This is a genomic window from Labrenzia sp. ATLA3, from assembly GCF_057180185.1.
Window position 1 is genome coordinate 457,523 of record NZ_JBXUKV010000006.1, and the last position, 25,087, is coordinate 482,609.

The following is a 25,087-nucleotide window of genomic DNA, read 5'->3' on the forward strand; positions in this document are numbered from 1 at the left end:
GGTAAAACATGCTAAAGATAACAAGCCTTGTAAAACGTTACGGGGGCGGGGATCCTGTGCTCAAGGATCTGGACCTTGAGGTTCCCGGCGAAGAGGTCGTTTCCGTGATCGGCTCTTCGGGTGCAGGCAAGAGTACGCTGCTTCGCTGCATCAACCGGCTGGTCGAACCGACCTCGGGCAAGGTCTTCCTCAATGGCACCGACTTCACCAGCCTGGGCAAGCGCGACCTGCGCGTCGGCCGCCGCAGGATCGGCATGGTTTTCCAGAGCTTCAATCTGGTCGACCGCCTGACCGTTATGGAAAACGTTCAGAGTGGGCGCCTCGGCTACATTTCGACCTGGGCCGCGCTTTCACGACGTTATCCGAAGGAAGACATCCGCCAGGCTTATGAGCTGATGGAGCGGGTCGGGATCGCCCATTACGCCAACAAGCGCGCGGACGAACTTTCCGGCGGCGAACGCCAGCGTGTCGGCGTGATCCGGGCCCTGATGCAACAACCGGAAATCCTTCTGGCCGACGAACCGACAGCCTCTCTCGACCCGAAGACCTCGGAACAGATCATGACGTTGCTGCGGGACCTCGCACGCGAACTGAAGCTTCCGGTGATCATCAACATTCACAACGTCAATGAAGCCAAGGAATTCAGCGACCGTATAGTCGGCATGCGCTATGGGCGGATCATCTTCGACAATCTGCCGGACGCCCTGACAAAGGACGCGATGCACGAGATCTATGCCGGTGTTCCTCACGAGGATCGGCAGATGGAAGGCGCTGCGGCATGAGTACGGCGAGGGATACCTGGCGCAAGCAGCCCTTCATCGCCAACCCGCTATTGCGCTACGGCCTTTATGTCGCAATAGCGGTCTATATCGTGACCACCTTCGCAACGCTGCCGATCGACTGGGACCGTATGATGCAAGGCCTGAGCCGTGCAGGCCGGATCTTTGGCGGGGCCTTCCCGCCCAGCTTCCAGCGTAGCGAATTGCTCATCGACGGGTTTATGGAAAGCCTGAAGATCGCGATCCTTGCAACTGTCGGCGGCATCTTGCTGTCGATCCCGATCGCCTTCATGGCGGCCAGGAACATCGCGCCGCTCCCGATCTTTTATTTTGGCCGCGCGGTCATCATCATCGCCCGCAGCTTCCATCCGGTGATCGTCGCCATCATCTTCGTGAAGGCGGTCGGTTTCGGTCCATTCGCGGGTGTCCTGACGCTCATCGTCTACTCCATCGGCTTTGTCGCCAAGCTGCTGGCTGAAAAGATCGAGGAAATCGATCCAGGGCCCGTCGAAGCCATGAAGGCAGCAGGTGCACCCTTCCTGTCGACGCTGGTTTATGCGGTATTTCCGCAGATCATGCAGCGACAGATCGGCCTCGGCATCTACCAGCTCGACAGCAATCTGAGAGCCTCCGCGGTTGTCGGTATCGTCGGTGCGGGCGGCATCGGTGCTACGCTGGCCAATGCGTTCGGGCGGTACGACTATGACTTCGCACTAGCCATCACCATGGTTATCGTCGGGGCCATCCTGATTTCCGAAGCCGTCAGCGGTGCCATAAGAAAGCGGATCGCATAATGGAACAGGTACAGCTTCAAGACTGGGCACGCTATACGCCGGCCCAACGGTTTCAGCGCTACGGTTACTTTGCTCTGACCGCTCTCGTCGTCGCCTGGGCACTGGGCAGCGTCAACATCATCTGGGCCTGGGTGTGGGATGCTCCAACCCAGATGGGCGATCTCTTCAGCCGCATGGTTCCGCCGGACCCGACCCATCTCGACCAGATCCTGAGCGCGTTGTGGGAGACGGTGAACCTTGCAACAATCGCAACAGCAATGGCGGTCGTGCTGGCATTGCCCGTGGCCTACATTGCAGCGCAAAACACCACGCCCAATGCGCTGACGCTCTGGCTTGGCCGATTCATTCTGGTCTCCTCGCGATCCGTCAACACCATCATCTGGGCCTTGCTGTTCGTGGCAATCTTCGGCCCCGGTGTTGTCGCCGGTATTGTCGCCATCATGTTCCGCTCCATCGGTTTCCTGGGCAAGCTGCTGGGCGAGGCAATCGAGGAAATCGATCCCAAACCGGTCGAGGCGCTGAAGGCGTGCGGCGCGAGCCATTTCAAGGTCGTGCTCTACGCAATCGTGCCTCAGGTCATGCCAACCTTCTTTGCGGTTGCTATCCTGCGCTGGGATATCAACCTTCGGGAATCGACGGTTCTCGGTCTGGTCGGGGCTGGGGGGATCGGGGTGATCCTGCAAGGGGCCATCGATACCTTCAACTGGCAGGAGGTCTCCACGGTGCTTCTGGCCATCATCGCGCTGGTGGTTGCCGGAGAAGTCGTGTCGTCCTTCCTGAGGCGCAAGATCCTCTGAAGGGGGCCGGAACCGGTCATAGGTTCGAAAAGGCGATTGGACAAGACAACGCTGGTGCGGCCGGGAAAGGTCTCTGCCGCAGCATTTGCCTTGTGGAAACTCTGCTTCATTTCGTCCGAAATCCATCCGAAACGAAGCTGCCTTTCTTGAACTTTTGTTCGTTTCAGGGATGATCAAGGAAAGAGACTGCACCAACCGCTGATTTGCCGCCTCCGCTCGGCTGACGAAGACACGTGTCACGCCCGGAACCTCGCACCGTATTTATAAGGTATCGGCGGGCGGCCTTCATACCATTAAGGCCCGGCCTATGACTGAATCGCTTAAGGGACTTGTCGCCGCGCTTCTCGCATTTGCCCTGTTTTCCACGCATGACGCCATCATCAAGGAACTCGGCGCAAGCTATCCGGTCTTTCAGATCATCTTCTTCACGATGCTGTTCGCCTTCGTGCCGATGTCCATGATGATGCTGGCGGACAAGGCGGTCGACAATTTCCGGCCAAGGCATCCCTTGCTGGTGCTGTCGCGGGCAGGCCTTGCCATCATCGCCATGTCTTGCGGGTTCTACGCCTTCACGGCGCTGCCGCTGGCAGAGGTCTACGCCTTGCTCTTTGCCATGCCGTTGCTGATCACCGCTTTGTCCGTGCCGCTGCTCGGCGAAACCGTACGGGCACAGCGCTGGGCTGCAGTGATTGTCGGTCTGGTTGGCGTTTTAATCGTTTTACGTCCCGGGGTGACCGAACTGACCCTCGGCCATGCCGCGGCTTTGACAGCCGCCTTTGCCAATTCGCTCTCCACAATTCTGGTGCGCAAACTTGGCGGCAAGGAACGTCCGGCGGTGTTGATCCTCTATCCGATGATTCTGTCCATGATGGCCATGTCCATGACGTTGCCGGCGTTTTATGTGCCGGTGAAGCTTGTCGACCTCGGCCTGATGGCGGCCATCGGCTTTCTGTCGGTCTGTGCCCAGTTCCTGACGATTACCGCCTACAAGGCCGCGCCGGCCGCCGTGGTGGCACCGCTGCAATACAGCCAGATCCTCTGGGCGAGCCTGTTCGGTGTGCTGTTCTTTTCCGAAACGCCGGACTTCTACGTCGGCCTCGGCTCTGCGGTCATCATCGCCTCGGGCATTTTTGTTGTCTGGCGCGAGAGCCGCGAGAATGTCTCCATGCAGACCCCGGTCCTGAAAACCGCCAATCCGCGGTTCGATACGGGCCCACAGCCGAAGTAGGGGGCGAGGAGTGACTGGCTCCCAACTGGCGATTATCCGGATTTCCCACAACACGAAAGCCTCATCCTGAGGAAGCGCGTGAGTGCTGTCTCGAAGGATGGGCCACTTGCTCCTGAGTATGCCGCCCATCCTTCGAGACGCGCAGAAATGCGCTCCTCAGGATGAGGTCGTCGGGGAGGCGGGGCGAAGGAAGCCTTGGCACCTAGCGGATGAGCGAGGTACTGGCACCGAGGCCAAACATTCCTCAATCAAGTCGTTTCTTGAAGCGGAAGGCGGCGACGATCATGCCGAGAACGAAGAACCCGCACATCCAGAGCACATCGCGGTGCAGCTCCATTAGCCCGGCATCCCGCAGCACGAAGCCACGGATCATGCGCATGAAATGCGTCGCCGGAAATGCCTCGGCAATATACTGCGCGATCACCGGCATGCCCTCGTAGGGAAACATGAAACCGGACAGCAGGATGGACGGCAGCAGGACGAAGACGGTCATCTGCGTTGCCTGCAACTGGCTCTGGGCAATGGTCGACAGCACAAGACCCAGAGACAGGCTGGCGCCGATGAAGAGCAGAGTGCCGACGAAGAGATCGGCGATCCTGGCGCCGAAGGGCACGTTGAACAACAGGTGGCCAAGCCCCAGGATGATCACGGTCTGCACCAGGCCGATGAAGATATAGGGAATGATCTTGCCGATCATCAGCTCGATCGGCCGCACCGGCGTGTTGATCAGCATTTCCATGTTGCCGCGTTCGCGTTCGCGCACGATGGCGGCTGAGGTGAACATGATCATGGTCATGGTCAGGATGATGCCGACAAGGCCGGGCACGATGTTGATGGCGGTACGCTGTTCCGGGTTGAAGAACAGGGCCACCTCGAAGGTGGGCGTCGACCGGTTCGGTGCCTGCCGGTTCAACTCGGCCAGAGGCATGTTGCGCAGGGACTTGATGGCCCCTGCGATCATGGTGTCGGAGCCGTCGACGATCCATTGGGCGACGGGCCGGCTGGTTTCCTCATCCGTGGACGGCGGGGTGCCGAGGTTGGCGGCAGGCGAGCGGGCGACCCTTTGGGATAGATCGGCAGGCAGAATGAAGGCAGCGCGCACGCGCGCGGCCTTGATGGCCGTTTCCGCTTCTTCGATGCTTGTCAGCCGTTCGGTCACCCTGACCACACGCGTGGCTTCCACCATCTGGATCAGGATGCGGCTCAGCCCGGTCTGGCTGTGATCGACAACAGCAACCGGAATATCGCGAATGTTGGTGTTGATCGCGTAGCCGAACAGGATGAGCTGGATCAAAGGAATCATGATGACCATGCCGAATGTCATCCGGTCACGGCGCAACTGGCTGAGTTCCTTGAGGAAGATGGCGGATATGCGGGAGAGTGATCTCATCATTGGCGGCCTTCTCCCGTCGCGGTCACGAAGACATCTTCCAGGGTCGGGCGCACCTTTTCGATCAGGCTCGCGCCGTTGGTTTCGTCCTTGTTCTTCAGAAACGCTTCCGGATCGGCAATATCCTCGCGCACCAGCACCCGGAGGCGGGCACCGAGCTGGGCGGCGGTAATGATGCCCTTCGTTCCCAGCAACCGACGGCGGATCTCGCGCAGGTTGGGGCCTTCGATTTCCACGACATTGGCGCCCATTGCGGCCATCAGGTCCTTGGGCGTTCCGTCAGCACGCTTCTGGCCTGCTTCCATGATCGCAATCTTGTGGCAGCGTTCCGCTTCATCCATGAAATGGGTGGTCACGACTATGGAGGTGCCACCGTCGACCAGGTCGAACAACTGCTCCCAGAAGTGGCGGCGCGATTCCGGGTCCACGGCGGAGGTCGGTTCGTCCAGAAACAGAAGCTGCGGCTCGTGAAGAACAGCGGTCGCCAGGGCAAGGCGCTGTCGCTGGCCGCCGGACATCTTGCCTGCAAAGCGGTTGCCGAGGTCAGTCAGTTCGTAGCGCTCCATAACCTCGGCGATCCGCTGTTTCTTTCGCTTCGACGGCAGGCCGTAGATCGTCGCCATGAAGGTCAGGTTCTCCAGAACCGTCAGGTCACCGTAGAGCGAAAAGGCCTGGGTCATGTAGCCGATCTTGTACTTCAGGGTCTCCGCATCCTTGGGGACGGAGAGCCCGAGCACTTCAACGGTTCCTTCCGTTGGTGTCAGAAGCCCGGTGAGCATCCGCATGGCGGTGGTCTTGCCGCTGCCGTTGGGGCCGAGAAAGCCGTAGATCATGCCGCGTTCAATGGTCAGGTCCAGTCCGTCAACCGCCCGGAACCCCTTGAAGCTCTTCACCAGGCCCTTGGCCCGGATGACGATGTCGCTACCACTTGAGCTCACGGCAGGACGACCTGGGCCGGTACACCGTTTGGCAGATCTTTGGCGCTGTCGGGCAATTGCACCTCGGCGACATACATCAGCCTGGCCCGTTCGGACTGGTTGAGGGCGTAGTAGGGCGTGAAGGAAGCTTCGGAGCTGATCCAGCGCACCGTGCCTTCAACCGGTTTGTCGAGGCCGTCTATCCGCACCTCCAGCTTGTCACCCTGTTTGACCTTGATCCGGTGCGGTTCGGGCACATAAACGCGGGCATAGGGCGCATCGCCGGCCAGCATCACCACAACCGGGCTGCCGGCGGTCACCCTTTCTCCAAGGTTCCAGGGAAGGTTATCGAGAGTGCCGTCTCGCGAGGCGGTGATGGTGAGGTCCGACAGGATCTTTTCCTGCGTGGCAAGACTGGCCTGCGCGGCTTCAAGTTCGGCCTTGGCTATGTCGAGGTCTTCCGGTCTTGTCCCCGCCACAAGCTCCTTCAATTGTTCCTGCGCACTTTTCAAGCTCGCGTCGGCTGCATCGCGCGCAGCCTTGGCGCTGTCGAGCTGTGCCTGGCTGGTGGTTCCGCGTCCAGTCAGGTCGTCGTAGCGTCCGAACGAGGCCTGCGCGTCCTCCAGTTCCGCCTTCGCACCGGCAACAGCGGCGCGGGCCTTGGCGATTTCCTCTTCGCGCGCTCCGTTTTCAAGCTTCACGAGATTGGCTTTGGCTTTCTGCACCTCCGCCTTTGCCTGGGCCACGATTGCCTGCTGTTCTGCCGGGTCCAGCTGAGCCAGCACGGTTCCCTTCTTGACGAATGTTCCTTGGGCAACGGGCAGCTCGACCAGAACCTCGTTGGCGGTCGCCGTCAGGGCGACCCGGTCGCGCTCCAGATTACCAAGGGCAACATTCTCCTCTTCGCCGTAACAGCCGGCAACAAACAGGCACAGGCTGGCTGCGAGAAAGGCGTGAGCACGGGCTGTCAACATGAATTCCTCTCAGTGGATCAACGGCATGCAGCAAGAGGGGCATTGCCTTAGGCTATGCGGCCACGCCCTTACGTCACCATAAACTGCTTCAAACGCGTGTGCCACGGCTGGCTGAGATAGAGCCGAGGGGCTCATCGTCACGTCAGGGTCCCGGATGAACTGCCGGTTCGCATGGCAGAGAAATGCGGCCTGGTTGTCTTCCACTGAAACCGAAAAAGGCTGCGATTTGACACGCAGCCTCCCAGGTAATGGCAATGATCCGCCGGGGTCAGCTCGCCCGTTTGAACACGTTGTACCAGCGCTTCTTGGGAACGGAGATTGCACGTTCCAGAATTTCCGCTGCGTAAAGCGAAGCGTTTTCCCGCGCCTTGCGGACACCTGACACCACGGTTGTGTCTAGGCCGGAGAGACCACCGCCGAATTCGAAGAGGTCGCGGAACGCGGCACGCTCCACAATCGGGGTCATCAGCACGTCGATGTTCTGGGCCGAAAGGAAATCCTGCACCGCTTTCATCGCGCGGGTCGTCACGGCGGCGTTGGTCCGGGTCAGAACCACACAATGCTTGATGTCGTGACGGACGATTTTTTCAAGCTTCTTGATCAGCGTCAGGATCTTAGCGCCCCCGCGTGCGTCCATGGAAGATCCCTGGATCGGTACCACCACCAGATCGGACACCGACAGCGCATTGGCGACAATCAGGTTTTCCGTTCCCTCAAGATCCACGATAACGTAGTCGGAGGTCTCGGCAGCAAGCGTGATCTGCTCGGTAATGGAGGCCGGCGAGATTTCGCTGATCACGTTGATGCCCGGGCTCTTGCGTGGCAGCTCGTACCACTTCGAGATCCATTTCTGCGGGTCTGCATCGAAGATGGTGACGCGTTTTCCCCGTGCCGCGACTTCTGTCGCCAGCAGCAGGGCCGCCGTGGTTTTTCCGGCGCCGCCCTTTGCGTTTGCGAAGGAAATGACTGGCATCTGGGTTCTCCTGACCTTGCCGAGCGTTGTCTGGAGCAACTTGCGTCTGCGAGTGCGTGCACACAGCAGCTCCAACACCTTTAAGCGATCTGTCAGCGGGTTTCAGTGTGTTCCGGTTTCAATCCGCTCGTGTCGCCGATGACCTTTTGCAGGCTTATCTGTCTGGCAGTCTTGGATTTTTATGGTTACCAAATCCTTAAATTCGCATTTTGCAGCTGACTTATTCAACGCGCGTTAGGATTTGTGGATAAAGACGCGTGAAATGCATTGGCACAATTTGCAGGGATCCCGGGACAGCCCTCGTTGCGTCAGTACCGGGAGCTGTCGAAGCGGTCTTGATCGTTCGGCATCGTCCTGGCCGTCCGCGCTTTGGGACGGCATGAAAGCCCGCTCGTTTTTGAACGGCCACCGATTGCATGCGCCCTGGGTGCCGCGTAGGTTGTCGATGCGGAAAGGGGGCCCTGAATCGGTTGCCTGCCGCTGGTTGACCGGTCTCATGGTGTTCCAGGCACTTGCCTGCGGTGAATTGCACGCCAGATGCTTTGGGACCAGACCTGTATTTTCGATCCGCGCCTCGAAGGACGCCATATGCTGCATCGATTTTTCAACTCCCGCCCGGCCTGCTTGATCCGGAAACTTCTGCTTTGCGGGATGTTGGCGTATGTGTGGACGGCAGGTTTCGCCCAGGCCGAGGCTCTGAAGCCTTACAAGGACAGGCTGTTCCGATACAAGAAGGTCAGCGAAACGCTCTACGATGGCGACTTCATCGTCGTCGAATACTCCAAGCAGCGGGACCTGCGTGACCGCGACGAGGTCGATGAGCGCAGGGTTTACGGAAATTACGTTTCTTACAAACCCAAGCGTGGCCGGGGCAGCGGAGAACTGAAAGCCAATGGCCGGGTTGTCGAGTTCATGGGCACCGGCAAATGGAAGGGCGGCGCCAAAGCCATCGTGATCTACATTCACGGGCAGGGCGGAAACCGCTTTCAGGGCATGAACGACGTCTCCTTCGGCGGCAATTTCAACCGCGTGCAGAACCTGATGGTCAGAAACGGCGGTGCCTATCTGACGGTCGACATAAAGAATTTCGACAAGCGCGGCACGGCGGATGTGGCAGCCTTGATCCAGTATCAAAAGCAATTGTCGCCCCAGGCCAAGGTCGTGGTTGCCTGCGGCTCCATGGGGGGCATCATCTGCTGGAACCTGGTGAAGAACGCCAATTACGCCAGCATGCTCTCCGGCATCCTGTTGCTCGGCTCGCCAAAAGACCCCAATTTCCTGTCTTCAGGGGCGCTCGGACGCAATGTGCCGATCTACATGGGGCAGGGGACGCTGGATCAGGTCTACAACTGGGAAGACCAGGCGAACTTCTTCAAGCAGATCAAGACCAAGGCACCGAATTACCCGATCAAATTCACCCTGTTCGACACCGGCACCCACGGCACCCCCATCCGCATGACGGACTGGCGCCTGATACTCAACTGGATGCTGGGGTAGGCGAGGCCTCAGTGCTGTTCAGGACCGATAGTGGTTCGGGAGAAACGATCAGTCGCGTGCCAGATGATACTTGAAGTGCTTTTCTGATTGCCCTTACGTAACTTTTGGCTTCAAACTCCCCTTGAGACACGAACGCCCGTGATCTGGAAAGAGGCTGAAAACCGCCGTCGGCGTGTCAGCCGCGATCCTTGAGATGGAGCTGTGTATCAGGGGGAAATATCATGTCGGAGTATTTTGATCTCGGCCACTATTCGCGTGTGGTGACGGCCGTACCGGCTGCGCAAGTCTGGTTTGACCGCGGTCTGATCTGGCTTTTTGCCTATAATCACGAAGAGGCGATTGTCTGTTTCGAGAAGGCGGTGGCGGCCGACCCGGCATGTGCGTTGGCTCACTGGGGCATCGCTTACGGTATCGGTCCGAATTACAACAAGGCCTGGGAAATCTTCACGCCGGAGGAAAAGGGGCCCGCGCTGGCGCGTGCTCACGCCGCGCTTGCCACTGCAAGGGCGCTGAAAGAGGCCAAGCCGGTGGAGCGAGCGCTGATCGAGGCTCTGGCGTCGCGATATCCCACAGATCCGGAAATCGAAGACTATCAGCCCTTCAACGATGGCTTCGCGGAAGCGATGAAACCCGTTTACGAAGCCAACAGGGATGATCTGGATGTCGCGTGCTTCTATGCAGAGGCCTTGATGAACCGCACCCCCTGGCAATTGTGGGACTTTCACACGGGCGTGCCGAACCCGGAAGCTTCAACAACCGAGGCGGTCGCCGTTCTGGAACAAGCTTTTGACCGGACACCGGCTGCGTGGGACCATCCGGGGCTCCTGCACATGTACATTCACCTGATGGAAATGTCGCCACACCCTGAAAGGGCGTTGCGCCATGGCGACCGGTTGAAGGATCTGGTGCCGGATGCGGGCCATCTGGTGCATATGGGAACGCATATCGATGTTCTTTGCGGCGACTACCAGAATGTGCTGTATCGCAACCTCGCCGCAGCCAAGGTTGACGACAAGTTCAAGGCTTATGCAGGCCCGGCAAATTTCTATGCGCTGTACCGGATCCACAATCTGCATTTCGCGTTTTACGGCGCAATGTTTCTTGGCAGGAAAGCCGCCGCGGTGGAGGCCGTCGAGCGGCTGCGCGACGAGGTGCCCGACGAAGTCGTTCGGTCATACCCGGATGTCTTCGAAACGTTCGTTGCCGCCGCACCGCATGTCTTCATCCGGTTCGGAATGTGGTCGGAGATCCTTGAGCTTGAGCAGCCCGCGGACAAGGAACTTTATGTCACGACCAACGCGCTGATCTATTACGCAAAGGCCATCGCTCTGGCCAATCTCGGCCGTCATGAGGAGGCCCTGGCTGCCATGGCCGATTTCACGGCGGCCTACGCGGAAGTGCCGGACACTCGCATGCTCTTCAACAACACCGCACGGGACGTGCTTGCGGTTGCCGAGGAAATGATGAAGGGCGAAGTTGCCTTCAAGGCTGGACGGCAGGAAGAAGGCCTTGCTCATCTGCGCAACGCCGTCGATCTGGACGACGGTCTTCAATACGAGGAGCCATGGTCCTGGCCACAGCCGACCCGCCATGCGTTGGGTGCACTCCTGATGGAAGCCGGCGAGTATGAGGAAGCTGAAGCAGTCTACCGTGCAGACCTTGGCCTGGACGGTAAATTGCCGCGTCCAAGCCAGCATCCGCGAAATGTGTGGGCGTTGCACGGATTGCATGAATGTCTTGTCCGGCGTTCGGAGAAGGTCGAGCTGCCCCATGTGAAGCTGCTGCTTGATCAGGCGATCGCACGTGCCGACATCCCCATTCGCGCAAGTTGCCTCTGCCGCGCCAAGGCGGCGTGAGCTGGACCAAGCGCTGATCCAGTGCTTTCCGGTCGCGGGAGAAAAGCGTCAGCTTGAGGGCTTACAGGGGCGCTACCACAGACGGCTTCACCTTCAGCAGGCCCTCGGCCAGATGATCGAACACGACGCGGATCCTGCGGCTGGTGTGGAGCTCGCGATGGGTTACCAGCCAGATCGGGAAGGAAATCGGTTCGATATCGGCGAAAGCTGGAACGATCTCGGGAAAACGTGCTGCGATTTCATCGGCCATGATGGCGAGACCGAGGCCCTGACGAACAAATTCCCAGGCGACAACCCCGTTGGGAGACCCAAGGCGGATATTGGCTTCGGTCACCTTCAACCCGAAGGCGCGCAGGTAGCCGACAAGTTCCTCGTTGTTGTCGAATCCGATGAAATCGAGATCAGAGGCGTCTTCTCTCGTCAACGGGCGGCCGAATTGCTCGACAAGCGATCTGGCTCCGAAGACGCGGGCCGGGGCGGACCGCAGCTTGCGGGCATAAAGATCAGGATGGTCCGGTTCCACATGACGAATGGCGATATCGGCCTCGCGTCGGCGCAGGTCGCTCAGGCTGTTGGTGCACAGCACCTTCACTTCCACACCCGGTGCCTTCTCGCGCAATTCACGCAAAATGCCGGGCAGAACATGAGCTGCCATGAGATCGGTTGTCGAAACGGTGACCAGCCCTTCCACCTGCTGCGACTTGCCGGATGCTGCAAGAGAAACCCTGCTGGCGGCATCCCCCATGGCGCGCACGTGATCGGCCAGTTCGATGCCCGCTTCTGTCAGGATGAGGCTCTTGGAAACCCGCTGAAACAGCGTCACGCCAAGCGTCTCTTCAAGTGCGGCCACTTGCCGGCTGAGCGTTGGCTGGGTGAGCCCGAGAGCACGGGCCGCTGCCGACAGGGAGCCTTCCTCCGCCGTCACGAGAAAGGCACGGGCCTGGTTCCAGTCGAATGTGATGGTCTGCCAGTTCATGCAAATACGTATATCAACTAGCCAGATTTCGGCAATTCTCATTCATTTCTGAAGGGCGTACATTTCTTTTCGAAAGGAGACGCCAATGAGCCCGTCATCTTTGATGATCCAATTGGCAAATATGGTTCTTTCGGTTCTGGAGTTTCTGGCTTCACCCACTGGCGGCCGCGATATCGGCCGTGACATTCTTCATGACCTCGGCCTGCGCGGCGGCCGCAAGAAGAAGAAATAGCGGGTTTCAGAAGCTTCGGACAGCCGGTGTTTCGAAGCTTCTTCGAGGCAGGTGAACATGTGTGCCGGCTGTCATCTTCGCAGTCGGTTCCGAAGTTCGTCGGCCGTTTGCATCTCCGCTAATCTGTTAGAAATGGAACATCGACCATGGCGACAACATGGACCAAGGACGTGCCGTCTTCCGCCGGCTTCTGGAGCAAGATTGCGACCAAATATGCCGCGTCTCCCATCCGCAATCAGGACGCCTATGAAAAGACGCTGGAGCGGACCAGGGCACATCTGGGGCCACAGGATGGCGTGTTGGAACTTGGCTGCGGCACCGGGACAACCGCACTCCTTCTGGCTGGAAGTGTAAGGTCCTACCTCGCCACGGATTTTGCCAGCGGCATGATCGAGATCGCGGAGGCAAAACTGCAAGATGGGCCGGATGCGAAGGATGCTCCACAAGGCTTGAGGTTTGCAGTTGCCGATGTCTTCAGTGACAGGGTCGAGCCGGGCGAAACAGGCTACGATGCCATCCTTGCCTTCAATTTCCTGCATCTGGTGGAAAATGCCGAAGATACCCTGTCGCGCATCCACCAGCTCCTGAAACCGGGCGGTCTCTACATCTCCAAAACCGCTTGCCTGAAAAGACGGGCCTGGCTGTTCGCTCCCCTCATCAAGGTGATGCAACTTGTCGGCAAGGCGCCGTTTGTCCGTATCCTTTCCTTCGAAACGCTGGAAGACAGTATCCGGTCTGCCGGTTTCGAAATCATCGAGACTGGAACCTATCCCGCTCCCTTCAGCCGGTTCGTCGTCGCACGGAAACTCTGAAGCGGGAGAACGCTCGAAAAGAGTTTCAGGTGTTGATTTTAATCGATTGAATTGGCGGGCGGCGGCAACTTGCGGAGCGGGAGTGCCAGTGCTAGGTGTGATTTACCTCGTCACGAAATCTCCCTTGAAAGCTGAAAATGCTCGTCCGCGACCGCGCCTTTTTCGCGTCCATGTTCCTCACGGTCCTGGCCGATCAGATTCTGCTCTTTCTTGTGCCGCTGGTTATTTTCCAGATCACCGGTGATGTTGGCTGGTCCGGCCTGGCCTTCTTTTTTGAAACCTTGCCGCGCTACCTGACCTTTCCCGTCGCGGGCATATTGAGCGACCGGTTTTCGCCCATCCTGCTGCTGCGCATCAGCCGCATACTGCGGGCTGTGGCCTGCGTCTCCGGCATTGCCGGTCAGCTTGCGTTCGGTGGCGTCTGGTGGCTGATCGGGCTTTCCGCCGTGGTCGGCGTTTTCACGACGCAAGGCATGCTAGCGCTGGAAATGGTGCTGGTGCGTGCCTTTTCCGATCAACGGTTTGAGAAGGTGGCAAGTTATGGCCAGCTCGCTTCGCAAATGGGCGTCGTGCTGGGGCCGCTCGTGGCGGCCTACCTGATGGCGTTCTGGCCCTGGCAGGCGGTGGTCGTGCTGGCAACGGTCCTGTTCGTTCTGGCCGACCTTGCCTTCCACTTCTGGCCGGGACAGGCGCGCATGGAAGCGGCCCCCGCCACACGCGTGTCCCGTCATCCGGTCGCGGACCTCAGACATGCGCTCATGCTGGTCTGGACACTGCCCGGTCTGACGCGCGCAATCCTGCAGGCGGCCGGGGTCAATCTGATCATCGGGGCCACGCTGGCAACGGCAGCTGCCATGATGACCGGGTTTTTCAGCCAGAGCGAGCAGGTCTACGCCTGGCTCCAGGTCGGTGGAGCGCTTGCGACGCTCGCCGTGCTGACCTTGACGGCTCACGTTGCGCTCGGCCTGAAGACGCTTGGTGGCACGGCCTACGGCTTGATTTGCGCCGGGGCCGTGCTGACGGGCCTCGGGGCTCATCCGCTGATCTATGCGGCTGGTTTCCTGCTGATTGCCGGGTTCGACAAGATGTTCAACATCTATGTGCGCACCCTTCGCAAGGAGATCATACCGCCGGAGGAATTCGGCAAGACAACCGGCGTAATCATCTGCCTCAACAATCTGTCACAGCCGCTGGCAGGTCTGATCGTTGCCCTGTTCGCAGCCGGAGATGACGCGAGAGCCGTTCTGCTTGGCCTTGCCGCCGCCATGGCGTTACTGGGGGGGATGACGTTTCGGCGCGCCGCTACGCAGTCGTGAGACTTTTTGAGGTGCGGGCTGGCGACAGATCAACTGATGGCCGGCTGCTCCCGTAGAGCCGTCAATCCTTCGGCTGACCGCCTGACGATCTCCGCGATTTCCGCGAGCTGGCCCGCCAAAGGGCTTCTTCGCCGCCAGACCATGCCGATGGTCCGGGTCGGTTCGGGGGCTTCAAACCGTGAAATGGCCACCGATGCGGAGCGGGTTTCCACGGGAACGGCCATTTCCGGGATCAAGGTCACGCCCATGCCCGCGCTCACCATCTGAACAAGCGTCGAAAGTGAACTTGCGTCGAGTACTTCGCGCGGCGGGCCGGATTGCAGATTGCAGAAGGAGAGGGCCTGATCACGGAAGCAATGGCCTTCCTCCAGCAACAGAAGGCGCATTTCGCGCAGGCTGTCGGCGTTCGGCAGCGGCGCATTTGCCTCGCGCGCCGAACGCACGAGGACGAAGCGCTCGCTGAAAAGGGCGGTCTCGGCGAGGGTGGCTTCGGAAACCGGCAAAGCCACGATTGCCGTGTCGAGGCGGCCATCGTCCAATTCGTCGATCAGCTTTGGCGTGACGGTCTCGCGCACATGAATGTCCAGCTCCGGATAGCTTTTGGTCAGGGCGCCGACGACGCTCGGCAGGAGATAGGGCGCGATCGTCGGAATGACGCCGATCCGAAGCCGCCCCACAAGCCTGTCGCGCGATGCCCTGGCAAGGTCGCCCAATTCCTCGGCCGACCGCAGGATGTCGCGGGCACGGTCGGCGGCGATCTCTCCAAAATGCGTCAGCCGGATTTGACGGCCCCCGCGTTCGAACAAGGTGGCGCCGAGCACTTCCTCCATTTCCTTGATCTGCATGGACAGCGCGGGCTGCGAAATGGCGCAGGCTTCGGCTGCCTTGCCGAAGTGACCGTGACGGGCAAGCGCCTCGAAATAGCGCAGCTGTTTGAGGGTAATATTGATCATAAGGTGAGCTTATCGAACTTATCAGAAAATTCAACTTCCTCTGATAGATTGGCTTTGCTAGCGTCAGGGGGCTCAACAGGATCTGGCGGCAAGCAAACACCCCCCTTGCTCCGCCGGACTTCTGCCGAGCGCGAAAATTTTGGGAGATTTGAGGAAACCGATCTGTCCCGGGCTCGTTAGAGTCTGCGGACATCACGGGCGTCTCACGCCGCCCGAATAATCGAACGTTTCAGATGACAGTGGAGAGAGTTATGGACGCTAAGGTGGAAAAGACAGGCGGTTGTCCTGTAATGCACGGCGGCAATACGTCGATGGACAAGCCGGTGACGAAATGGTGGCCGAATGCGTTGAACCTCGACATCCTGCACCAGCGCGGTGCACGCACCAACCCGATGGACCCCGATTTCGACTATCGTGAAGCGGTCAAGGGTCTGGATCACGAAGCAGTCAAGGCCGATGTCCGCGCACTCCTGACCGACAGCCAGGACTGGTGGCCGGCTGACTGGGGTCACTACGGCGGACTGATGATCCGTCTGGCATGGCATTCCGCCGGCTCCTACCGCATGCAGGACGGCCGCGGTGGCGCGGGCTCCGGTAACATCCGCTTTGCCCCGTTGAACTCCTGGCCGGACAATGCCAGCCTCGACAAGGCGCGCCGTCTGTTGTGGCCGGTGAAGAAGAAATACGGCAACGCGCTGTCCTGGGCCGACCTGATCGTTCTGGCCGGCAGCATGGCTTACGAATCCATGGGTTTGAAAATCTTCGGCTTCGGTTTCGGCCGTGAAGATATCTGGGGCCCGGAAACCGATGTCTACTGGGGTTCTGAGAAGGAATGGCTCGCGCCGGTCGAGAACCGTTTCGAGAACGCCGACGATGCGACCTCCCTGGAGAACCCGCTTGCGGCGATCCACATGGGGCTGATCTACGTCAACCCGGAAGGCGTCAACGGGCAGCCGGATCCGGTCAGGACCGCAGCCCATGTGCGTGAGACCTTCAAGCGCATGGCGATGAACGACGAGGAAACCGCAGCATTGACCTGTGGCGGTCACACCGTCGGCAAGGCCCATGGTAACCACACTGCTGAAGGTATCGGCGTTGAGCCGGAAGCTGCTGACGTTGAGTCTCAGGGTTTAGGCTGGTCAAATCCGGATCAGAACGGCAAGGCCGCCAACGCCTTCACCTCCGGCATCGAAGGTGCATGGACGCAATTCCCGATCCAGTTCGACATGGGCTACTTCGACTACCTGTTCAACTACGACTGGGAACTGCGCAAGTCCCCGGCGGGTGCATGGCAGTGGGAACCGGTCAACATGCCGGAAGACAAGAAGCCGGTTGATGCCTCCAACCCGTCGGTTCGCCGCAATCCGATGATGACCGACGCGGACATGGGCATGAAGATGGACCCTGTCTACAACGAGATCTGCCGGAAGTTCATGGCTGATGAAGCCTATTTCCGCGATTGCTTTGCTCGCGCCTGGTTCAAGCTGACCCACCGCGACATGGGCCCGAAGGTCAACTACCTCGGCCCGGATGTTCCGGCTGAAGACCTGATCTGGCAGGACCCGATCCCGGCAGGCTCCACCTCCTACGATGTGGACGCCGTGAAAGCCAAGATTGCCGACAGTGGTCTGTCCGCTGCAGAGATGATTGCAACCGCATGGGACAGCGCCCGGACCTTCCGAGGGTCCGACAAGCGCGGCGGCGCCAACGGCGCGCGTATCCGTCTTGCCCCGCAGAAGGACTGGGAAGGCAATGAGCCGGACCGTCTGGAAAAGGTTCTGGCCAAGCTCGAGCCGATTGCAAAAGAGACCGGCGCATCCATCGCCGATGTCATCGTTCTGGCCGGGAACGTCGGTCTGGAACAGGCCATCAAGGCAGGTGGCTTCAACGTCTCTGTTCCTTTCGCTCCGGGCCGCGGCGATGCGACCGACGAGCAGACGGATGGGGAGTCCTTTGACGTTCTTGAGCCGCTCGCAGACGGCTTCCGCAACTGGCAGAAGAAAAAATATGCTGTCAGCCCGGAAGAGATGATGCTCGACCGTGCGCAGCTGCTGGGTCTGACCGCGTCTGAAATGACTGTCCTGGTGGGCGGCCTGCGCGTGCTGGGAACCAACCATGGCGGCACCAAGCATGGTGTCTTCACCGATCGTGAAGGCGCTCTGACCACGGACTTCTTCGTGAACCTGACCGACATGGACAACAGCTGGCATCCGGCTGCCGACGGCACCTACGAAGTGCGTGACCGGCAGTTGGGCACGTTGAAGTGGACCGCAACCAGCGCGGACCTCGTCTTCGGCTCCAATTCCATTCTGCGGGCTTATGCGGAAGTCTACGCTCAGGACGACAACAGCGAGAAGTTCGTGAAGGACTTTGTTGCAGCCTGGACCAAGGTGATGAACGCAGACCGGTTCGATCTGCGCTAACAAAGGCCAAGGCACTTCAGAACATTTGGCGGCGCCCCGGGTTTTCCGGGGCGCCGTTTTCTTTTTCGGTCCTTCGTCCAGGGTTCTTTTTTGCGTCGCAGCAGAAGAATTGCATCCGCAGTAACCCCTACAACCTTGAAAAGGTCATTGTTCCGTCACAAGGTTTATGTTGCACTGCGAAGCAGTTTCAGGTTGCGCTTGAAACAGCGAAGTGTGGTGACCGGCCTGTTTTCTTCAATCCTGCCGGTTCTGAGTTTCGGGAATAGTGCGCACATGTTTGATTTGACGGGTCACAAGGCCCTGGTTGTCGGCGTCGCCAACGAACAGTCCATCGCGTATGGCTGCGCAAAGGCGTTCCGCGCGCAGGGGGCCGATCTGGCGATCACTTATCTGAATGAGCGCGCCGAAGCCTACGTGAGGCCACTTGCCGAACAGCTGAATGCCGAAATCATCGCACCCCTGGACGTGAGCGACGCGGAGCAGATGGAGGCGCTGTTTGCCGAGATCGAAGCCCGGTGGGGCCGTCTCGATACATTGCTCCATTCCATTGCCTTTTCCAAAAAGGAAGACCTGCATGGCCGCGTGATCGACTGTTCGTCGGATGGTTTTTCACTGGCCATGGATGTGTCGGTCCACTCTTTCCTGCGGCTGATCAGGAGAGCCGAGCCTCTGATGCCTCATGGTGGAACCTGCATGACGGTCTCCTTCATGGGCGCGCAGAGGGTGGTTGAAAATTACGGCGTCATGGGGCCGGTCAAGGCTGCGCTGGAAGCGGCAACCCGCTATGCGGCAGCCGAACTCGGTCCGAAGGGGATCTCGGTTCATGCGCTGTCGCCCGGTCCTCTCAAGACCCGGGCCGCATCCGGCATTGCCGAATTCGACGCGCTGCTGAACGACGCGGCAGAACGCGCGCCCACACATCATCTGGCCACGATCGACGATGTCGGGGCCTACGCCGCCTTTCTTGCCAGCCGGGAGGCTTTCAACGTCACCGGCACCGTGCATCCGATTGACGGTGGCTACAGCATTCTTTGATAGGAGGTCCTGATGAAGGACATTTTTGACGCGCTCGAAAAAGGCCAGAACGAATTTCTGGAGTCGCTGCACGATGCGACCGCATGGGGGCCTTCGGAGCGGTTTACGGCTCTGCAGGCGCAGGCGACGGAACTGTCTAACCTGGCGGAGTTGATGGGCAGGGGGCTGAGCAAGCACCTGACCAGGATTTCCGACGATCACAAGAGCCGTTGGCAGGAGAGCGTCTCCGAGTTCGGAAAAGCCATGAAGGCCTTGGGGGGCGCGCAGGAAACCGGCTCTCTTTTCAAGGCATGGGAGGAATACTGGCAGGACGCCGCCCAGCGCACGGTTCTCACCATGGATACGCTGCGCCAGCGCGGCGATAACTTCATGGATCACGAAGAAGCCGGATGTCCGCCTGTTCTGATTTATGATTATGAGTTGGTGCTGGACGGGGCCGATCTGCCTCGCCCCAGCTGCTACATGCTGCTGAAAATCATCCCGCCTGCGGATCTGCCCTGCCGGGATCCCAAGCCCTGGAAACGGCCCTACATCATCATCGATCCGCGCGCGGGGCATGGCGCGGGTATCGGCGGCTTCAAGCCTGACAGCCAGGTGGGTGTCGCCCTGCATGACGGGCACCCGGTTTACTTCGTGGCCTTCAAACGCATGCCGGAAAAGGGCCAGACGCTGGCAGACGTGACCCATGCCGAAGCGGCCTTCGTCCGCAAGGTCATGGAACTGCACCCGGAGGCGCCAAATCCGGTGGTCACCGGCAATTGCCAGGGCGGCTGGGCAACCATGCTGCTGGCCGCAACAAACCCGGACCTGACCGGGCCGGTCATCCTCAACGGCGCACCTGTGTCCACATGGTCCGGCCGTGTTGGCGAAAACCCGATGCGCTATAACGCCGGAGTTCTGGGTGGCACATGGAACGCCATGTATTATTCCGACCTCGGCCACGGCATCTTCGATGGTGCCGACATCGTGCAGAATTTCGAGCTGCTCAATCCGGCCCGGAACTACTTTGGCAAGTATTACGATCTTTACGCCAAGGTCGACACCGAGCCGAAGCGCTTCCTGGAGTTCGAACGCTGGTGGGGCGGGTATTTCCTGCTCAACGAAGCGGAGATGAAATGGATTGTCGAGCAACTCTTCGTCGGCAACCGTCTTTCCAAGAACGAGGCGCAGCTTGAGCCCGGCCGCAACGTCGACATCAAGCACATTCGGGCGCCGATCATCGTGTTCGCCAGTTACGGCGATAACATCACCCCGCCGCAACAGGCGCTCAACTGGATCATCGACACCTACACGGACGAGCGGGAAATCGCCATTCGCGGGCAGCGGATCATCTACATGATCCATGAACAGGTAGGGCACCTCGGTATTTTCGTGTCCTCGAAGATCGCCAAAAAGGAGCACACGGAAGTCACCTCGACGCTGAAGACAATCGAGGCGCTGGCGCCGGGGCTCTATGAAATGACCATCGATGACTATGAAGGCCCGCTGCTTGAACGGGAATTCACCGTCAGCTTCCACGAGCGCAAGATGGAAGACCTGACGAAGATCGATGACGGTCGGGACGATGAAATTCCCTTCGCTGCCGTCTCCCGTGCCTCGGAACAGCAAGCGGAATTCTACGATGTGTGCGTGCGTCCCTTCGTCCAGGCTTTCGTGACAGAGCAGAGTGCGGACCTGCGCCGCAAGAGCCACCCGCTCAGAATGCAGCGCGCGCTCTTCTCCAGCCTCAATCCGGCTCTCGGCTGGTTGCCGGGCATTGCCGAGAGGGCCAGAAACGAAAGGTCACCGGCATCTGCGGGCAATCCGTTTGTGGAGTTGGAAAAGGTCAATGCTGCCCTGATCGAGCAATCCATGGATCTCTATCGGGATCTTCGGGACACCGCCTATGAAAACCTGTTCTATTCGATCTGGGGAACACCCTACATGCGCTGGTTCGGCCGCAGCAAGCAACCGGGCCGGACATTGAAGCGCAAGGACGAACTGCGCAGCCTGCCGCCGGTTCAAGCGGCCCTGATGCATATCGAGGAAGGTGGTTTCTGCGAAGCGGTCATCCGGATGCTGATCCTGCTCGCCGACAGCCGGGGCAATGTCCGCCGCGACCGTCTGGAAAGGTCTGCCCGTGTTCTGACGCAGGATGAGCCGTTCAAGTCGCTGACAGCGGACGAACGCAGTTTCATTCTTCAGGAACAAACGATGATCGTCGAATTTGCACCGGAACTGGCCATCGAAACCTTGCCCAAGTTGCTGAAAAGCCCGGAAGAACGAGCACTCGCCGCAAAGGTTGTGCGCTTCGTCCCCGGCGCGATAGACGAAATGACACCGCATACGCTGGAAATCCTGCAACAGTTCCACGAGGTGCTGGGTTTGCCGCAGGTGTCGGAAGATATCTTGGAAGATCCGCTGGCGGTGCCGGATGTGCCGGTCGAGCCCGGCAAGGAAGACGCAAGGGCTGCCCTGAAAGAGGCGGAGAGCAAGACCCCATCGCAGGCCTCACCAGCAAGGGCAGCCTCCGCTGAGGTGATCCCCAGCAAATCCTCTCCTCGCAAGCCTGCAACACGCAAGCCTGCAACACGCAAGGCGCCTGCGCGCAAGACAGCCGCTTCACGCAAGCCCCGCAGCACTGCGAAGAAACCGCAAGAACCTGCTGAATGAGAAGAGGGGGCGTCCGGGCCTCTCGGACGCCCCCCAACAGAGCCCCCCTGGAATTGTTTTTGGAGTTTGGCTCTGATCTGAAACGATGCTTCGCTTGGCAGGCGAAGGCGGTCCGTCACGGTTGTCCGCCGAATTCCAACCGCCGATTTCGTCCGGTGAGCATAGCAAGATCGGGCCTGCTCACAAGCGTCGGAGCGCTGCCTGCGCCTCAGATTTCGACAGGAAATTTTCGAACGCTGTTTTCATTGGATTTTTGCTACGCTTAGGCGCGGGAGCAAAGCCTGAACTTTCTATTCGCTTCCCGAATGCCTACTTCTGGTCTGAAACACATTGTCTCGTAGTCCGGATGTCCGGCTGATACCGGCGCTTTCCTGTCCGGTATGTTCGGCGCCTCCGGCAAGAGACGTCTTTGCTGCGACGAGACAATGAAAAGACAACTGGCGGAGCCGCATGTTCGACTGGGCCTATAAGAAGCGCTTGAAGGACGACCTGGAACTTTGGGTCGAGAGGGGCTGGGTGAGCTCCGCCGGCGCAATGGCCATATTGAAGGAGCAGGATCAGGACGACGGCCGGTCGCGCCTGCCCATGGCCCTTGCCGGAATAGGCATGGTCTGTGTGGCCCTGGCGCTGCTCGCATTCATTGCGGCAAACTGGGGCGCGATCCCCAAGTCAGTGAAACTTGTCGGCATTGCGCTGCTTGTCGTGGCAAGCAACGGTCTGGCTGCCTTTGCCGCTTCAAGAGGGCGCAAGGGCATTGCCGATCTTGCAACAGGTTTTGCGACATTGGTCTTCCTCGGAGGCATGGCGCTGATCGGACAGATCTTTCACCTGCCGACCGACTGGCCCGGTGGTGCCTTCCTTGTCTGCCTCGGTGCGCTGGCCGCTGCCTGGCTGACAGGTTCGAAGACATCGCTGATCGTCGCGGCAGGTGCTGCCATCACCTGGCAGGTCACGCGCTCCGATTTCGGAGCGGCGCCGCTCATGGAAGATCTGATAGGGCTTCTCCTCCTGGCAGCGGTGTTCGCCCATCCGGTCGTTCATCCAGCACGGATTTCGCGCTGGGCAGCAATTTCGTTGCTCTGGGTGACCTATGGCCGCTGGTTCGGTGAAACTGCGGATCTGCTGAATTCCGGCGACGACATCGTCGTCGCCATGTTCCTGGCTGGAACAGGCGGAATGGCAGCGGCGATGATGTTTATCGATCCCGTTGCCGATCTCTTCGTGAAGTGGTCCAGCGATCAGCCGATGCGCCGTCATGGGCATTGGCTGATGGCAAGATCGCTTCAGGATGTCGGCATTCTTGTTCTGTCCGTGCTGATCGTTCTGGCTCTGGTCCTCGTTCCCGAGGTTTCGGACGACCCAGACTTGAAAGCCCTTGCGACCCTGCCGGCTCTGGTGCCGCTGGCTGTTGCCATGGTTCTGCTGGTGACCGGTTTGCTGCTCTCTTACAAGACCGCCAAATCGGGCGCGCTATTCGGAGCAACCGGTCTCGCACTGGGGGCTGTGCTGATGCCGCTCCTGACGGCAAACATCCTCCTGCTGGCGGCGTTCGTTCTGGCGGCGCTGATCGGCCTTTGCGCGCTGGGCACCTGGTACAACAACAGGTTCTGGATGCTTTGCGCCTATCTGGGCCTGACTGCGGTCGCACTCTGGCTTCTCCAGGTCACCATCGGCAGTCTTTTGGGGCAGTCGCTGTTCTTCCTTGTCGCAGGTCTCGTGCTGCTCGGGATGGCGCTCTGGCTGGCGCGCCTGATGCGGCGGAGCGGTCGAGCGCCGGTTCAGGAAAACGCCACGGAGGAGATGCAGGGATGAGCTCGTCAGCCGCAACATCTTCCTCACAATCGCAGTCCCGCAAACAATGGTTGCGCTGGGCGCTTCTCGCGCTCATCCAGCTAAGCCTCCTATCGATCCCGTTGTTCGACAGGCTCAGCGTTCAACACAGCGGAACCGCTGTACCGCTTGCCGTGGTGCCGGTCGATCCGAGAGATCTCTTGCGGGGCGACTATGTGGTGATCAATCTGGCAATCGGCACCATCTCCAGGATGGTGCCAGGGGCTGACAAGTTCCGGTCGGGAGATCGTGTCTTTGTCGGTCTGAAGTCCGAAGGATCAGGTGCCGCCGTACCGGTTCTCATTGCGCGGGAAAGAGTAGAGGCCGGCGATCTGGCCATTGCCGGCACCGTTCGCTCCGTGCTCGAGGACGAGATACGGGTCGACTACGGCATCGACGCCTTTTTCCTGCCAGAGGGCGAAGGGCTTGAAATCGAGCGCATGGACCGGTCACGCATCCTGCTGGAAGTTGCTGTTACCGAAGACGGCCGCTCACTGCCGGTGAACCTTCTGGTGGATGGAAAGGCCTTCCGGTCCGATGCGATCTTTTGACGTCTGGCCATTCTGGCGGTATGAGCGCGTCAGCTGAAACCCGTCTGAAAGACCTCCATGTCCGATCCCGCGCTCGATACCCTTCTCTTGCCTCTTGAAACCGGGGCCATAGAGCTTGCCGAAAAGAGCCGCGTCCTGTTCCTGCGCGCCAGGGCTGGGCGTTCGCTGGCAGCGCTTGCGGACGCGGATCTGGTTTGCGAACAGAGCTTTGCACCAGACCGGAACGCGCTGCAAAAGGCTGGGCTGAAGGCCGAAGCGGAAACGCAGGAGGACGGCTTTGACGCTGTTTTCGTTCTGCCCGGTCGTCAGCGGCAGGAAGCAAGAGCACAGCTTGCCCGTGCGGTTTCCAAGACACGTCCCGGCGGCCTCGTTATTGCCTGCGCGCCCAACACCGAAGGTGCGAAGACGCTGGAAAGCGATCTTCAGGATCTTCTGGGCAGCGCTGAAAAAATGACCAAGAACAAGTGCCGCGTCGTCTGGTGTGAATTGTCCGATGGCAGCCAGAACAGTGCACTTCTCGCCGAATGGCAGGCGCTCGATGCGCCGCGGCCCGTGCTGGACGGTGCTTTCGTCAGCCGGCCGGGCATTTTCGCCTGGGACCGGATCGACCCGGCTTCCAGACTTCTGGCCGAGCAACTGCCGGCAACGCTCAAGGGCAGGGGTGCGGATCTTGGAGCGGGCTTCGGGTATCTGACCCGTGCCGTCTTCGAGAAAGCCCCCAAGGTCACGTCGATGGATCTGTACGAAGCGGAAAAGCGTGCGCTGGATCTTGCCGAAAAGAACCTGGCTGCCTTCAAGGGCCTCAGAACGATGAACGGCATCTGGTCGGATGTGACCCAGGGCATCGAAGGGCCTTACGACTTCATCGTTTCCAATCCACCGTTCCACCAGGCCGGCAAGGCTGATCGCGCTGATGTCGGTCAGGGCTTCATCCGCGCCGCTGCCCGCGGACTTCGGCCGGGCGGTGAATTCTTCATGGTGGCCAATCGGCATCTTCCCTACGAGCATACGCTGGGCGAAGTCTTCGCTGACGTGAAACAGCTCGCCGACGAGGGCGGTTACAAGGTAATCCGTGCCGTCAAGGGCAAGGGAGCACGATAAG

Annotated in this window: 21 protein-coding genes; 15 read left to right on the forward strand and 6 right to left on the reverse strand. The window is 59.7% G+C overall.

Going from position 1 to position 25,087, the window contains the following annotated elements; genetic code table 11:
* The first annotated feature begins 8 nt into the window (after positions 1–8).
* The 4 genes from phnC (at position 9) to AC2A6O_RS18790 (ending at position 3,598) form a co-directional block, all read left to right on the forward strand.
* Positions 9–782: a phosphonate ABC transporter ATP-binding protein gene (phnC, locus tag AC2A6O_RS18775; RefSeq protein WP_498929343.1), complete on the forward strand. Its 774-nt coding sequence runs from the start codon at positions 9–11 to the stop codon at positions 780–782.
* A complete protein-coding gene (gene phnE, locus AC2A6O_RS18780) occupies positions 779–1,573 on the forward strand; it encodes a phosphonate ABC transporter, permease protein PhnE (RefSeq protein ID WP_498929345.1) in 795 nt (264 codons plus the stop codon). The genes phnC and phnE (AC2A6O_RS18780) overlap by 4 nt, the downstream gene beginning before the upstream one ends.
* The gene (phnE, locus tag AC2A6O_RS18785) at positions 1,573–2,370 is read left to right on the forward strand and encodes a phosphonate ABC transporter, permease protein PhnE (protein WP_498929347.1); all 798 of its coding nucleotides are present in this window, start codon (positions 1,573–1,575) and stop codon (positions 2,368–2,370) included. Before phnE (AC2A6O_RS18780) ends, phnE (AC2A6O_RS18785) begins: the two co-directional genes overlap by 1 nt.
* Before the next feature lie 307 nt (positions 2,371–2,677).
* Positions 2,678–3,598, forward strand: coding sequence for a DMT family transporter (locus AC2A6O_RS18790; RefSeq protein WP_148584661.1), 921 nt, complete (start codon positions 2,678–2,680; stop codon positions 3,596–3,598).
* A gap of 244 nt (positions 3,599–3,842) precedes the next feature.
* Here AC2A6O_RS18790 and AC2A6O_RS18795 read toward each other — a convergent pair whose 3' ends face one another.
* The 4 genes from AC2A6O_RS18795 to AC2A6O_RS18810 all read right to left on the reverse strand — a co-directional run bounded on the left by AC2A6O_RS18795 (position 3,843) and on the right by AC2A6O_RS18810 (position 7,852).
* Entirely contained in the window at positions 3,843–4,991 is a 1,149-nt protein-coding gene (locus tag AC2A6O_RS18795) for an ABC transporter permease (RefSeq protein ID WP_148584660.1), read from the reverse strand.
* A complete protein-coding gene (locus AC2A6O_RS18800; protein WP_148584659.1) occupies positions 4,988–5,926 on the reverse strand; it encodes an ABC transporter ATP-binding protein in 939 nt (312 codons plus the stop codon). Before AC2A6O_RS18800 ends, AC2A6O_RS18795 begins: the two co-directional genes overlap by 4 nt.
* A complete protein-coding gene (locus AC2A6O_RS18805) occupies positions 5,923–6,879 on the reverse strand; it encodes an HlyD family secretion protein (protein WP_148584658.1) in 957 nt (318 codons plus the stop codon). The genes AC2A6O_RS18800 and AC2A6O_RS18805 overlap by 4 nt, the downstream gene beginning before the upstream one ends.
* Positions 6,880–7,147: 268 nt before the next feature.
* Complete coding sequence (locus AC2A6O_RS18810; protein ID WP_353619221.1) at positions 7,148–7,852, reverse strand: AAA family ATPase; 705 nt, start codon at positions 7,850–7,852, stop codon at positions 7,148–7,150.
* Positions 7,853–8,440: 588 nt separating this feature from the next.
* On the opposite strand from AC2A6O_RS18810, the gene AC2A6O_RS18815 reads away from it, so the two are divergent.
* A complete protein-coding gene (locus tag AC2A6O_RS18815) occupies positions 8,441–9,349 on the forward strand; it encodes an alpha/beta hydrolase (protein ID WP_148584656.1) in 909 nt (302 codons plus the stop codon).
* 221 nt (positions 9,350–9,570) lie between these two features.
* A complete protein-coding gene (locus AC2A6O_RS18820) occupies positions 9,571–11,205 on the forward strand; it encodes a hypothetical protein (RefSeq protein ID WP_498929349.1) in 1,635 nt (544 codons plus the stop codon).
* 61 nt (positions 11,206–11,266) lie between these two features.
* On the opposite strand, the gene AC2A6O_RS18825 is transcribed toward AC2A6O_RS18820, so the two are convergent.
* A complete protein-coding gene (locus AC2A6O_RS18825) occupies positions 11,267–12,181 on the reverse strand; it encodes a LysR family transcriptional regulator (protein ID WP_498929350.1) in 915 nt (304 codons plus the stop codon).
* Positions 12,182–12,266: 85 nt separating this feature from the next.
* Between AC2A6O_RS18825 and AC2A6O_RS18830 the strand changes: the two genes are divergently transcribed.
* The 3 genes from AC2A6O_RS18830 to AC2A6O_RS18840 all read left to right on the forward strand — a co-directional run bounded on the left by AC2A6O_RS18830 (position 12,267) and on the right by AC2A6O_RS18840 (position 14,541).
* Complete coding sequence (locus tag AC2A6O_RS18830; RefSeq protein WP_498929351.1) at positions 12,267–12,413, forward strand: hypothetical protein; 147 nt, start codon at positions 12,267–12,269, stop codon at positions 12,411–12,413.
* A gap of 146 nt (positions 12,414–12,559) precedes the next feature.
* Positions 12,560–13,225 carry a class I SAM-dependent methyltransferase gene (locus tag AC2A6O_RS18835; protein WP_498929353.1) on the forward strand — a complete coding sequence of 222 codons (666 nt, stop codon included), beginning with the start codon at positions 12,560–12,562 and terminating at the stop codon, positions 13,223–13,225.
* Positions 13,226–13,362: 137 nt separating this feature from the next.
* Entirely contained in the window at positions 13,363–14,541 is a 1,179-nt protein-coding gene (locus tag AC2A6O_RS18840; RefSeq protein ID WP_498929355.1) for an MFS transporter, read from the forward strand.
* Positions 14,542–14,570: 29 nt separating this feature from the next.
* On the opposite strand, the gene AC2A6O_RS18845 is transcribed toward AC2A6O_RS18840, so the two are convergent.
* Positions 14,571–15,494: a hydrogen peroxide-inducible genes activator gene (locus tag AC2A6O_RS18845; RefSeq protein WP_148584651.1), complete on the reverse strand. Its 924-nt coding sequence runs from the start codon at positions 15,492–15,494 to the stop codon at positions 14,571–14,573.
* 251 nt (positions 15,495–15,745) lie between these two features.
* On the opposite strand from AC2A6O_RS18845, the gene katG reads away from it, so the two are divergent.
* The 6 genes from katG to AC2A6O_RS18875 all read left to right on the forward strand — a co-directional run bounded on the left by katG (position 15,746) and on the right by AC2A6O_RS18875 (position 25,086).
* The gene (gene katG, locus AC2A6O_RS18850; RefSeq protein ID WP_148584650.1) at positions 15,746–17,917 is read left to right on the forward strand and encodes a catalase/peroxidase HPI; all 2,172 of its coding nucleotides are present in this window, start codon (positions 15,746–15,748) and stop codon (positions 17,915–17,917) included.
* A gap of 273 nt (positions 17,918–18,190) precedes the next feature.
* A complete protein-coding gene (gene fabI, locus AC2A6O_RS18855; protein ID WP_498929358.1) occupies positions 18,191–18,952 on the forward strand; it encodes an enoyl-ACP reductase FabI in 762 nt (253 codons plus the stop codon).
* A 12-nt stretch (positions 18,953–18,964) separates the two neighbouring features.
* Entirely contained in the window at positions 18,965–21,604 is a 2,640-nt protein-coding gene (locus AC2A6O_RS18860; protein ID WP_498929360.1) for a DUF3141 domain-containing protein, read from the forward strand.
* Between the two features lie 450 nt (positions 21,605–22,054).
* A complete protein-coding gene (locus AC2A6O_RS18865) occupies positions 22,055–23,416 on the forward strand; it encodes a DUF2157 domain-containing protein (protein ID WP_498929362.1) in 1,362 nt (453 codons plus the stop codon).
* The gene (locus AC2A6O_RS18870; protein WP_498929364.1) at positions 23,413–23,985 is read left to right on the forward strand and encodes a GDYXXLXY domain-containing protein; all 573 of its coding nucleotides are present in this window, start codon (positions 23,413–23,415) and stop codon (positions 23,983–23,985) included. The genes AC2A6O_RS18865 and AC2A6O_RS18870 overlap by 4 nt, the downstream gene beginning before the upstream one ends.
* A 57-nt stretch (positions 23,986–24,042) precedes the next feature.
* Positions 24,043–25,086, forward strand: coding sequence for a class I SAM-dependent methyltransferase (locus AC2A6O_RS18875; protein ID WP_498929366.1), 1,044 nt, complete (start codon positions 24,043–24,045; stop codon positions 25,084–25,086).
* Position 25,087: the final 1 nt, after the last annotated feature.

What these genes read in the sequence shown, in the direction of transcription:
- phnC (WP_498929343.1), top strand. Translation starts at nt 9, where the DNA reads ATGCTAAAGATAACAAGCCTTGTAAAACGTTACGGGGGCGGGGATCCT.
- phnE (WP_498929345.1), top strand. Translation starts at nt 779, where the DNA reads ATGAGTACGGCGAGGGATACCTGGCGCAAGCAGCCCTTCATCGCCAAC.
- phnE (WP_498929347.1), top strand. Translation starts at nt 1,573, where the DNA reads ATGGAACAGGTACAGCTTCAAGACTGGGCACGCTATACGCCGGCCCAA.
- AC2A6O_RS18790 (WP_148584661.1), top strand. Translation starts at nt 2,678, where the DNA reads ATGACTGAATCGCTTAAGGGACTTGTCGCCGCGCTTCTCGCATTTGCC.
- AC2A6O_RS18795 (WP_148584660.1), bottom strand. Translation starts at nt 4,991, where the DNA reads ATGATGAGATCACTCTCCCGCATATCCGCCATCTTCCTCAAGGAACTC.
- AC2A6O_RS18805 (WP_148584658.1), bottom strand. Translation starts at nt 6,879, where the DNA reads ATGTTGACAGCCCGTGCTCACGCCTTTCTCGCAGCCAGCCTGTGCCTG.
- AC2A6O_RS18810 (WP_353619221.1), bottom strand. Translation starts at nt 7,852, where the DNA reads ATGCCAGTCATTTCCTTCGCAAACGCAAAGGGCGGCGCCGGAAAAACC.
- AC2A6O_RS18815 (WP_148584656.1), top strand. Translation starts at nt 8,441, where the DNA reads ATGCTGCATCGATTTTTCAACTCCCGCCCGGCCTGCTTGATCCGGAAA.
- AC2A6O_RS18820 (WP_498929349.1), top strand. Translation starts at nt 9,571, where the DNA reads ATGTCGGAGTATTTTGATCTCGGCCACTATTCGCGTGTGGTGACGGCC.
- AC2A6O_RS18825 (WP_498929350.1), bottom strand. Translation starts at nt 12,181, where the DNA reads ATGAACTGGCAGACCATCACATTCGACTGGAACCAGGCCCGTGCCTTT.
- AC2A6O_RS18830 (WP_498929351.1), top strand. Translation starts at nt 12,267, where the DNA reads ATGAGCCCGTCATCTTTGATGATCCAATTGGCAAATATGGTTCTTTCG.
- AC2A6O_RS18835 (WP_498929353.1), top strand. Translation starts at nt 12,560, where the DNA reads ATGGCGACAACATGGACCAAGGACGTGCCGTCTTCCGCCGGCTTCTGG.
- AC2A6O_RS18840 (WP_498929355.1), top strand. Translation starts at nt 13,363, where the DNA reads ATGCTCGTCCGCGACCGCGCCTTTTTCGCGTCCATGTTCCTCACGGTC.
- AC2A6O_RS18845 (WP_148584651.1), bottom strand. Translation starts at nt 15,494, where the DNA reads ATGATCAATATTACCCTCAAACAGCTGCGCTATTTCGAGGCGCTTGCC.
- katG (WP_148584650.1), top strand. Translation starts at nt 15,746, where the DNA reads ATGGACGCTAAGGTGGAAAAGACAGGCGGTTGTCCTGTAATGCACGGC.
- fabI (WP_498929358.1), top strand. Translation starts at nt 18,191, where the DNA reads ATGTTTGATTTGACGGGTCACAAGGCCCTGGTTGTCGGCGTCGCCAAC.
- AC2A6O_RS18860 (WP_498929360.1), top strand. Translation starts at nt 18,965, where the DNA reads ATGAAGGACATTTTTGACGCGCTCGAAAAAGGCCAGAACGAATTTCTG.
- AC2A6O_RS18865 (WP_498929362.1), top strand. Translation starts at nt 22,055, where the DNA reads ATGTTCGACTGGGCCTATAAGAAGCGCTTGAAGGACGACCTGGAACTT.
- AC2A6O_RS18870 (WP_498929364.1), top strand. Translation starts at nt 23,413, where the DNA reads ATGAGCTCGTCAGCCGCAACATCTTCCTCACAATCGCAGTCCCGCAAA.
- AC2A6O_RS18875 (WP_498929366.1), top strand. Translation starts at nt 24,043, where the DNA reads ATGTCCGATCCCGCGCTCGATACCCTTCTCTTGCCTCTTGAAACCGGG.